Raw genomic sequence first — 10,660 nt, 5'->3', positions numbered from 1 at the left:
TGATATAAAGATACCGTTATTTTTTTTCTTTCTTCCCGACATATTTCAAAACACGATTTTGAGGCAATTATTTTTTTTAATTGTAAATTACAGTATATTCCCTCATTGAGGCAGAGTATGATTTTGTATCAGAAAAACAAATGCCTCTATAGGCAAAACAAATATTACGTTTGTAAGCTTTGGCAGAATTATTGACTAATTTTGTGAATAATTAAAGTAAATAGAAATTTTTAAAACAATAAATAACTATGGCACTAGAAATAACAGACGCTACTTTTGATGAAGTAGTACTTAAAAGTGACAAACCGGTATTGGTTGATTTTTGGGCAGCGTGGTGTGGCCCATGTAGAATGGTAGGTCCTATCATCGAGCAAATTAGTGACGAATACGAAGGAAAAGCAGTAGTAGGAAAAGTTGATGTTGATGCGAATCAGGAATTTGCTGCTAAGTACGGAGTAAGAAACATCCCTACGGTATTAGTTTTCCAAAACGGAGAAGTTGTTGGACGTCAAGTAGGAGTATCTCCAAAAAATGTATATGCTGACGCATTAGATTCTTTATTGTAAGAGCATACTTAATAAAAAAAAGCAAAAGGTTTGACGAATTGTCAAACCTTTTTTATTTTCACAAAAATCAATACGCTTCGAATGGATATCCAGAAAGAAATCAACAAAACGGGAGGTTTTACTAATCTCGAATTACTTGCCAAACAAGTAGTAGAGGGTTTTATTTCTGGTATGCACAAAAGCCCATTTCACGGATTTTCTGCAGAATTTGCAGAACACAAAGTGTACAACAACGGCGAAAGCACCAAGCATATCGATTGGAAACTTTTTGCCAAAACGGATAAACTTTTCACCAAACGTTATGAAGAAGAAACCAATTTGCGATGCCACATCATTTTGGACAACTCCTCTTCTATGCATTATCCTAAAATCAATGAGCATAGTATAAACTCTTTAAACAAAATTAGTTTTTCGGTTTTGGCTGCTGCTTGCCTGATGAATATCCTGAAAAAACAACGTGACGCTATTGGATTGAGCATTTATAGTGATGAATATGATTATTATGCACCAGAAAAAGGAAGTGAAAGACATCATCAAATGCTCTTAAATCAGTTAAATCATACCATCACTGACCCACCCGTTGAGAAAAACACAGACACTTTTCGATTTTTACATCAAATAGCTGAAAAGATTCACCGCAGGTCTATGATATTTTTGTTTACGGATATGCTTCAGGCCTCTTCCAGTCCAGAAAAGCTATTTGAAGCGTTAAGGCATTTGAAATACAATAAACACGAGGTCATTCTATTTCATACTATAGACAGCGAGAAAGAAATTAATTTTGACTTTAACAATAACCCTACTCGATTTGTCGATGTAGAAACCGGAGAATTTATCAATCTCTACGCAGATAATATCAAAGAGAATTATAAAAATGTAGTATCCTCGTATTTTTATGATCTTAAAATGAAATGTGCTCAATACGACATTAAATATGTTTTGGCAGATACCACAAAAGATTTCAATAAAATACTTACTACATACTTGGTTGAAAGACAGAAATTTGCTTAATCTATTTTTATGAAAGCAAAAAAAAACTAAAAAAACATTTGCGGGTAATAAAATGAGGTGTATATTTGCATCCGCAATAAGGCACTGGTCTGGTAGTTCAGTTGGTTAGAATACCTGCCTGTCACGCAGGGGGTCGCGGGTTCGAGTCCCGTCCAGACCGCAAAATTGTAAAAGCTTCAATCCTTATTGAAGCTTTTTTTAGCAATTAAAAATGTTGTGTTGTCTCACGCTTGTCGTGAGTGGTTTAGTAGTAAACCAATGAGAAGCTTTTCCATTTAAACTTGGAGAGGCTTTTTTTAATTCTACACTATTCTTTTCTAGAAAAAATTAGACCAATGATCCCAAACCTGTTGGATAAATAACACCAAAAAGGCAACGGCTACTATAAATTTGATAAAGGTACCAGTCAAAAAGCCGATAAATGACCCAAACGCTGCTTTTAGCGCTTTTGAAGTTTCAGAACTATCTCTTATAAACTCACCTAAAAAAGCTCCCGCAAAAGGCCCTATAATGATTCCAAAAGGTCCTAAGAACAGGATCCCAACGATAAGCCCCAAAGAACTACCTATCATCCCGTATTTGGTACCCCCAAACTTCTTGGTACCTAAGGCAGGTACAATATAATCCAGTATCCATACCAAAATAGCTACCCCAAGGGTAATACCCAAAAATGTCCAGTTTTGTGGAATAGCATCCGAGAAACTAAGCGTAAGCAATCCAACCCACGAAGTAAACGGACCCGGCAATACCGGTAGAAAGCTACCGATTAGCCCCAATAAACAAAGAAGAAAGCCAATTATTAATAAGGCAATATCCATATCTGTCTTTTTACCTATTTGACGATAACTATCTCGGTTTGTTACATTTTTTTAACTAAAAAATTAGTTTAAACTAAAAATTTAGTTATATTTGTTCCAAACGTTCTCAACAATTTTTAGATTTTTATGAAATGAGCTTGATCATTAAACTAATTCTCAGCAATAATGATTAGTGGCGATTTCCATGTGACTTCTAAAGTAATATTAAAAACACATGAAGCAACTCACAAAAGCAGAAGAAGAAGTAATGCAACTATTATGGCAACTAGAAGAAGCCAATGTAGCCACCATTATAGAACAGATGCCAGAACCCAAACCAGCATATAATACGATCTCTACTATCGTTAGAATTCTCGAAAACAAAGCCTTTGTATCCCATCGAAAAAAGGGTAAAGGATATATCTACTTCCCTTTGGTGATGAAAGAGGATTATAGCGATCAATCACTCAAAAAACTAATGAACAACTATTTCAATGGGTCTTTCAGAAATATGGTTTCCTTTTTTGTAAAAAAGAATGACATGGATATCAAGGATCTAGAGAAGATTTTGAATGAATTGGATGAAGATTAATAATAAATAGCACAAAACCATGGTACAGGATATTATATACATCATCATTTTTCAAATGCTATTTTTGATAGCATATGACTTATTTCATAAAAAAGACACTTTCTTTTCTTTGAATAGAATTTATCTTATCGGCACCTCTATTTTGGGAATCCTATTACCTTTCATTAAAATTGGAAGCATACGAGAAGCAGTACCAGATGAATATGTAATTTCTTTACCTCCACTAATTTTAGGAGATCCAACCCTTGAAAATGTTACCGCACCATCGACTCAAGTTTTCTCATTGACAAATTTTGTTGATCATATTCATTGGCCATTTCTTTTGTATGTAATTGGTTTGATATTTATGACTTTTCTTTTTATTAAAAGAAATCTTGCATTAAGAAACATTAGAAAAAAATCAACCAGCACCTTAATCAATGGATATACACTTTACACAATTCCAGATAGTAAGGATGCTTTTTCTTTCTTAAAAACCATTTATATAGGAGAATACATTTCAGAAGATGAAAAAGAACAGATTATCGTTCACGAATTAATACATCTCAAAGAAAAACATAGTTTAGATCTGTTATGGTTTGAATTCCTAAAGATTATTTTCTGGTTTAACCCTTTGGTGTACATCTATCAATCTAGAATAAACACTTTACATGAATTTATCGCAGATGCCAAAAGTATTTCTGTAATAGGAAAAAGAAAGTACTATGAGCAACTTTTAACCGTAGTTTTTGATACAGAAAAAAATACTTTCATCAATCAATTTTTTAACACATCCTTACTTAAAATACGTTTACAAATGATACAAAAAGCCAAATCAAAGGAAATTGTAAAATTTAAATATCTAGCTATTCTTCCTATTCTTATCTTAATGATTGTCTTCTCTTCATTCTCAGACAAAGAATACCCTACTATTATAAAAAAGGATCTTACTTATACATCATCTAATGACTCCCTGAATAATGTTTTGAAAAAGAAATTCGAAAAAGAATTGACTAAAATGATTACCAATAATGCTTCTATTCAAGAAATAACAGATGCTGCTTTTGCTTACAGCCCTAGCGGCATAATGTCAAGAGAACAATACATAAAACATCAGGTGTATTTTGGATATGTTATTCAGAAACGTTTAGAGCTAAAGAAAACAAACAATCAATTACAGAATCAGGAAGAAGCTATGGCGCAACAGCTATTAGACAGCGTTAATCGATCCTATGAAAAATATCACAAATCAATCAGTAAAAAGAAGCAAAACGAAAGACCTTCTTTGGTAGTACAAGATACCGTAAAAAAAGATATTCCATTCGCAGTACTAGACAAAGTTCCTTCTTTTGAATCTTGCCAGGAATTTACCGACAATAGTGAGATCAAAAAATGTGTATCACAAAAAATTCAAAAAATTGTAGCTACCAACTTTAAAACTGAAGTCTTGGCAAGAGAAGGATTAGAAGGAGTTCATAATATATATGTGCGATTTAAAATAGACACCACTGGAAACATTGTAGATATTCAAGCCCGTGGTCCTATACCAGCAGCAGAAGCTGAGGCCAAAAGAGCAATCACCATGATTCCACAGATGATTCCTGGCGAGCAGAACGGAGAAAAAGTAGGTGTATTATACTCTTTACCCATAGTTGCCATGATAAAAGAAACGGGGGTCAAAATGGAAAAAGAAAAGCAGGAAGCCAGAGCAACTAGTCTTGCGAGCATGTCTGACAAACAATTACTAACAGAGAACTTAGGCGATTATAAAGATCATAATGTTAAATCGGGATATTATTTGGTTACCAATATTTTCAAGCGTCCATCTTATGCTGAGAGAGGATTAAATAATCTTAGAAAAATTGGTCTCCCAGCCAAAGCATTCAATAACCCTAAAGACAAATATATTTATGTATATCTGGAACGTTATGACAATTTTGTTGACGCAAAAACAGCATTAGGTAGTAATTTTAATGATCAATATTTTGGAGACACTTATATCTTAAAAGTAATTACAGAATAAACACATGCTGCAACCCATGGATAACAAAATTGTATCGCTTTTCTTTCTTGTTCTTTTTGCTGGAATTGCATTGCTTAATGCACAAACTTCTGTAAAGGCTGCAGATAGCCTCTATACCATTGGAGACTACTCTGCAGCGATAAAAACCTATACAGAGATTACGCCAAAAAGTGATCATATATTGGCCCAAATGGCTCGATCACATAAGGCAAAAGGCACTTATGATGATGCCCTGGTATTTTACCAACAAGCTATCGAAACCAATCCAAAAGCATTAATTGCAAAAATGGAATACGGTAAATTGTTGATGACTACCAAAAATTTTCAAAAAGCGAACGGCATTTTTGAAGGATTGGTGGTCAAACATCCTAAAAATCCAGATTTTCAATATCAATTGGGGCTCACCAAAGAAACGCTAAAGGATAGTGCAGCGATCTATCATTACAAAAAGGCATTTGATCTTGATCAATCGCACCAAAAAAGTTGCTATAAAGTAGCCAAGCACTTTTTGGTACGCAGAGAATTTGATAGTGTAGTAAAATATGCCCAAACAGGATTGTCTTACTACAAAAACAATGTAGAATTGATCAGCGTCCTTGGGCAGAACTATTATAAAATGGAAAGATTTGATAAGGCTATTCCCTACTTCTTACAACTAGTTGAGCTTAATTACGTCAATGAGTTCGTTTATCGCTACCTAGCAACATCATATTACAAAGAGTATGAATATAAAGAGGCTTTACAGTATTATAAATTATTGCTTAACTACGATGATGAAAACCCAAGGTTGTACAACACGCTTGCCGAGGTAAGTAGTAAACTAAAAAACTATAAGGATGCAGAAAAATACTATCTCACTGCTATAGAGTTACTTGATTACAATCTGGATGGGGAATATTACAAACTAGCAATGACCTACAGATTTCAAGAAAAATGGGAAGATGCGATGGCTTACATGAAAAAAGCAATAAAAGAAAACCCCGGTAATATTAATGCACAGTATGAACTAGCCGCTTTTGCTGATGCATATTACAAGGATCCTGAAATCAAGCTTTCCTACTACAACAAATACTTAGATAAATTTGGAGAAAAAGAGGATTCCACAGATAAACCTACAAAGGTGGCCTTTAAACGTTTTATCCAGGAAAGAGTTCAAAAAAGAATACGTCAGTTAGAGCAGGAAATAGCTACAGATAGTCTTGGGGCAAAAAAGTAATTCTTGTTTTACAAAAAGAAAAGGGTCGCTTAAAACAGCGACCCTTTTTTATAACATGATGCTTTGGATTATTGCTTGATTATTTTTTGGGTTGAAATAACCGTATTGGATTTATGTTGCTCCAAAACATTCAAAATATAATATCCCGAAGGTAGATCACTAACATCAATGGTATTGTAACCATCTTTGATCACCATTTCCTTCTGCAGAATCCCGATAGAATTAAATATCTTAATTCTAGCACCTTCCGCCGCTCCAGAAACCTGAATCATATTGGTCATTGGGTTAGGATAGGTTTTGATATTGCTATTATCTGCCTCAATTCCCCTCTGCGCTACATTAGGCGAAGAAGAATACGTAAGGATCAATTCTGGTTGCGCAATGTTCTTATTCTCTTTTGAACCAAACGCAAAATCATTCCCTGAAGTCATGTTCAATATCAAAGAAATTTGATCTCCCGTTATTGCTGCAGGATCCAAATCTATGATTTTCTCATTCCCTAATCCAAAAGTAGTGTTCAAACTACCTAACAACGTACCTGTAGCAGGTTTATTAGCATTAGATAAGTTAGTTTCGGTCCACGTATCAGACGCTCCTTTATGGATGGTAAGGTTACCATTTCCTGGATCTGAAACCACTGTAAATTTCAATTTCGCATCGATTACGGTTCCGCTAATAGAAGACAGATCAAACATGAGGTATCCTGTTCTGCTGTTTTGCTCAATTCTAACGATAACCTCGTTGTAATTGCTTGCTCCTTGAAGATACGCGTCATGAACTGGCGATAATGTAGTCGTTTGTTCTACCGGCTCTATTTTTGAAGCCGTAATCTTATCTACATTAAATAAGTAGCCTGCACCTCCACGATAAGCTAATTTTAACGTCTTGTCTCCTGCAGATAATGAAACATTTACCGAATATTTTTGGTAATTATGCCACTGTCCGTTTACAGGAATCGCAACGCTTCCGATAACACTATTACCATCAACGATATCAATTGTTCCTCCTGCACCGGCACTCGATCCATAGAAATCAAAGGTGTATTCTCCTGCAGAAGCCACATTAACTGCATACTCTGTATAATCTCCATCGTTAATAAACCCTAGGTTTTGGCCCGAAGTACCAGGAGTACTCTCGATACGTACACTTCCTGACTTGGTTGCAAAGCCTTCTGCTTCAAAACTACCAGGAATATTGATTGTAGGTGGCGGTGGTGGAGGCGTATTATCCTCTACAGTAATATCTACAGCTCCAGAAGTAGCAGTAGCTCCTTGATTATCGGTAGCTTTTGCTGTTACTGTATAGTTCCCTGGTGCAGCAATTGTTGTAGTTGTATCGTATGGAGCCTGGTTCTCTGTTGCCACCAAGTTCCCGTTTACGAAAAATTCTACTTTCGCAATGGTACCATCACTATCCGAAGCCTCTGCGGTTAATGGTATAGTAGCTCCGGTTTGATAAGTACCTCCATTTGCCGGAGAAGAAAGATTAACCTGTGGAGCAGTGTTATTTCCACCACAATCTACTAATACCTCAGCCGGTCCAGTGCCTGTAGGTTTGGTATACGCTTTAGAAAGTACAAACTTATCCATCTCAAATCCATCTTCTCTCATCGAAAAAGATATGGTGTGTACTCCTGCTGTAGGTACATTGATGAAGATCTTTTCTGGCTCTCCACAGTGATTTGCGCCAGTACGTTGCTTACTCTCCCAAGTCCATTGGTTTTTACCAGAACACCATTGCATTCTTTGTCCAGAAGCTGGCCAGGTTCCGTCGATACCAACGTGTACTCCATTGTCCTCAGATCCGGTAGAATGTGCTCGCACCCATACAAAGTATTTCCCAGGATTTGTAAATTTCACCTTGTAGTTAATAATCGCTACTTGCCCAGCTGTGTTTGAGAAACTCACTCCATTTTCCAAAGGATCCGAATGTGTAACTCTGGTATCTGGTAAAATCTCTAAGTATCCGCCTTCACTAGCTCCACTAGCGTGATTTGGATCTGGATCTGGTGTTGGTGTTCCTGTAGTACTGGCATCAAAAGCATACCATTCTCTATTGGTAGTTTTAGTTTGGTCTACAAAATGCTCTGCTTCTACAGCTACTACTCCATTTTCTTCCAAAGCCACACAATCACCGCCAGAGCCATCTCCGCCGTCTCCGCCGCCGTCGTTACACTCAAGCTCAAGGATTATCTTTGGAGCAACACTTCCTTCTTTTGACGAAAAAGAAACATCATTTCCTCCAGTTTGCTTTACAATAAGAGAAATGGTTTCTCCGGGAGTCACTCCTGATAGTGTCCATTGATAAGATTGACTCACTCCATAGCTAGTATTCAATGATCCTAATTTAGCCCCTTCTCCCGGCTTATTGCTGTTAGAAAGATTGGCCTCTGTCCAGTTGTTCGAAGTTCCTTTAAATACTTCAATTAATCCACTTCCACTATCTGAAGACACTGCTAATTCTAACTTCACTGCAGTAACCGTCTCAGTAGCTGAAGGCACGGTAAACTTAAGATATGAAACTCTGTTTCCGCTCTCTACACGAAGATCTCCGTTGTTAAAACGAGTGGTTCCTTGCAAGTAAGCGTCTTCTGAAGCAATAGCTACTTTGGTATTATCACATCCACCGCCGTTTCCATTTCCATCTTTGCTAGTGATTAAAGCTACCCAATCATTATTATCTGGAGCTACCAGATTACCACCTAAGGTTGTTTTGGCGGTAAGGTTTCCACCAGCTCTTGGATTGTACCATTGTACATCATACTTATTGTTCCCTGCAGGTAAACTTAGTCCTGTAGATCCTCCATTTGGACGATATACAGCGTATACATTTCCTGCTTTGGCCAATACATAGTCATTGTTATCCGAGGTAACACCATCTGCACTAACCATATCTACCATGGTGCTTTGCAAATGATCATTAAAGAATTTTAAAGCATAACCACCTTCTTTATATTTCTTCCCTCGTTTTCTGTGATCATTACCGTTGATATCACCATCGTCGTTGGTATATCCGCTATAGTACTCTACTCCGGTTCCTCCGGCCATAAGAGTTCCCCAAAGTACTCTATGTCTCACTTCTTTGTCAGACACTCTAACTCCGGTAGAAGCTGGGCCTTGTTCATCATTGGCTACTACCCATTTTTTACCTGCGTTTCTCGATTTCTCTAACCATCTTTTTACATCGTTATGTACATTGTTCTTTCCGGTTTGTATCGATGCTCCGGTTAGTTCAGAATTGTTTCCTAATAATGGATTGTAACGCTGATCTTGCTCTCTAGGGTAAGTATGTATCACGATATTGTGATCATATGGATCTACATTTTTGATATATGCTGCCGTAGCTTTGGCCACGTTATCTGTCAATGTAGTCTCCTCAGTCAAATTCCAGTTCAAAGCTAAGTGGTGCCCAAAACGTGCAATAAGTTCTCTGTAGTATAACTTGCGTTCTCTTCCAAAGTTATTCCCATCCATTTTATTGTCGTTCTCGGTCTCCATGGTTTTAAAATGCAGGTAAATTCCCTTTTTATCTGCATACTCCATGATCTTTTCCCACTGATCCGTTTTTGAAACATCAAAACGATCGTGATGTACTTTGTTCCACTGTTGACCTCTGGAGGTATTTCCATATTCCTGCTCAGACACTTTCAGCACATGAGGAAAAACTGCTCCTCCATCACCATCGGTGTTCCAGGTTAAGAAAGACATCACATTGGCTCCTTCGCCAGAAAGGTAATTGATCACCCCTAACATTTCGGTACCTTTACCATTTCCCCAGGTATATGCGCTTGCATCTGCTGCTACATAATCCCTTTGGTGAGGCTGCCAGGTTTTGCTTCCTATCTTATTCAAATTGTTATTAAAACTTGGCGTAGCATCAAAATCCACATAGTTCAATGCGTTTTCTGGAGAATCCGCTCCTGCTTTTACAAACCAAGGTCCATTTGGATTTGCTGGATTGGTTCCCACATGCTTTAAATAGTGTTGTCCTACATATTTCAGTCTTCCAAGTTCTTTACTTCTGAAATCTCTTCCAGACTTATCAGACTCTGCCACGTTGAAAGATCCAGTAGCACCGTTCATAAAGCCTGCTCCAGAACCTCCGCCGTTGATAGCAACGTTGGACCCCTGTTTAAAAGACACCGACCAGTTCCAGGCCCCTGTTTGATCTGGCGCAAAATGTACTCTCCATTTATTTCCTGAAGCACAACCATTATTTGCTGCATTCCCACAAGCAGCAAAATAACCAGGAACTTTGTAACTACGGTTACTTGCCTGATGTGTAAAGGTTACTTCCAGATTATAATCTGAAAATGGATTGGGGCTGGCCGTTTCTGAGGTGTTTGGCCCATTAAATGTCAAGGTAACTTTGTGCCACCTTTTTAATTCTCCTTCTGGGGTTTGGGCTTGTGCCAGTAACCCCAAAACGAAAAATGCAATTAAGCAATTAAGTTTAGTAAGTTTCATAATTAAATTG

7 protein-coding genes and 1 tRNA gene are annotated in these 10,660 nt (G+C 37.0%); 6 read left to right on the top strand and 2 right to left on the bottom strand.

Annotation, left to right across the window (positions count from 1 at the left end; translation table 11 throughout):
- The first annotated feature begins 248 nt into the window (after positions 1-248).
- The 3 genes from trxA to BUE24_RS21625 all read left to right on the top strand — a co-directional run bounded on the left by trxA (position 249) and on the right by BUE24_RS21625 (position 1,737).
- Entirely contained in the window at positions 249-566 is a 318-nt protein-coding gene (gene trxA / locus BUE24_RS21635; RefSeq protein WP_073321186.1) for a thioredoxin, read from the top strand.
- A gap of 81 nt (positions 567-647) precedes the next feature.
- Positions 648-1,577 (top strand): DUF58 domain-containing protein, encoded by a 930-nt coding sequence (locus BUE24_RS21630; protein ID WP_073321183.1) that lies wholly within the window; start codon positions 648-650, stop codon positions 1,575-1,577.
- A gap of 86 nt (positions 1,578-1,663) precedes the next feature.
- Positions 1,664-1,737, top strand: a tRNA-Asp gene (locus BUE24_RS21625).
- A gap of 157 nt (positions 1,738-1,894) precedes the next feature.
- Here the strand turns inward: BUE24_RS21625 and BUE24_RS21620 are convergent.
- Positions 1,895-2,395 (bottom strand): DUF456 domain-containing protein, encoded by a 501-nt coding sequence (locus BUE24_RS21620; RefSeq protein ID WP_073321180.1) that lies wholly within the window; start codon positions 2,393-2,395, stop codon positions 1,895-1,897.
- Between the two features lie 214 nt (positions 2,396-2,609).
- Between BUE24_RS21620 and BUE24_RS21615 the strand changes: the two genes are divergently transcribed.
- From BUE24_RS21615 to BUE24_RS21605, 3 genes are read left to right on the top strand one after another with little or no spacing between them, the layout of a single operon-like run.
- A complete protein-coding gene (locus BUE24_RS21615) occupies positions 2,610-2,966 on the top strand; it encodes a BlaI/MecI/CopY family transcriptional regulator (RefSeq protein WP_073321177.1) in 357 nt (118 codons plus the stop codon).
- Between the two features lie 19 nt (positions 2,967-2,985).
- Positions 2,986-4,968 (top strand): M56 family metallopeptidase, encoded by a 1,983-nt coding sequence (locus BUE24_RS21610; RefSeq protein WP_073321174.1) that lies wholly within the window; start codon positions 2,986-2,988, stop codon positions 4,966-4,968.
- Between the two features lie 16 nt (positions 4,969-4,984).
- Positions 4,985-6,184 carry a tetratricopeptide repeat protein gene (locus BUE24_RS21605; RefSeq protein ID WP_073321171.1) on the top strand — a complete coding sequence of 400 codons (1,200 nt, stop codon included), beginning with the start codon at positions 4,985-4,987 and terminating at the stop codon, positions 6,182-6,184.
- Between the two features lie 68 nt (positions 6,185-6,252).
- Here the strand turns inward: BUE24_RS21605 and BUE24_RS21600 are convergent, their stop codons facing one another.
- A complete protein-coding gene (locus tag BUE24_RS21600) occupies positions 6,253-10,650 on the bottom strand; it encodes a CBM96 family carbohydrate-binding protein (protein ID WP_139242082.1) in 4,398 nt (1,465 codons plus the stop codon).
- Between the last annotated feature and the right edge of the window lie 10 nt (positions 10,651-10,660).

Source organism: Aquimarina spongiae (genome assembly GCF_900141785.1).
GTDB lineage: Bacteria > Bacteroidota > Bacteroidia > Flavobacteriales > Flavobacteriaceae > Aquimarina > Aquimarina spongiae.
The sequence above is the reverse complement of the archived record's forward strand: the minus strand, read 5'-3'. Positions and strand labels throughout refer to the sequence as shown.

Coding starts and splice junctions, on each gene's coding strand:
- BUE24_RS21600 (WP_139242082.1), bottom strand. CDS start 10,650: ATGAAACTTACTAAACTTAATTGCTTAATTGCATTTTTCGTTTTGGGG.
- BUE24_RS21605 (WP_073321171.1), top strand. CDS start 4,985: ATGGATAACAAAATTGTATCGCTTTTCTTTCTTGTTCTTTTTGCTGGA.
- trxA (WP_073321186.1), top strand. CDS start 249: ATGGCACTAGAAATAACAGACGCTACTTTTGATGAAGTAGTACTTAAA.
- BUE24_RS21615 (WP_073321177.1), top strand. CDS start 2,610: ATGAAGCAACTCACAAAAGCAGAAGAAGAAGTAATGCAACTATTATGG.
- BUE24_RS21630 (WP_073321183.1), top strand. CDS start 648: ATGGATATCCAGAAAGAAATCAACAAAACGGGAGGTTTTACTAATCTC.
- BUE24_RS21610 (WP_073321174.1), top strand. CDS start 2,986: ATGGTACAGGATATTATATACATCATCATTTTTCAAATGCTATTTTTG.
- BUE24_RS21620 (WP_073321180.1), bottom strand. CDS start 2,395: ATGGATATTGCCTTATTAATAATTGGCTTTCTTCTTTGTTTATTGGGG.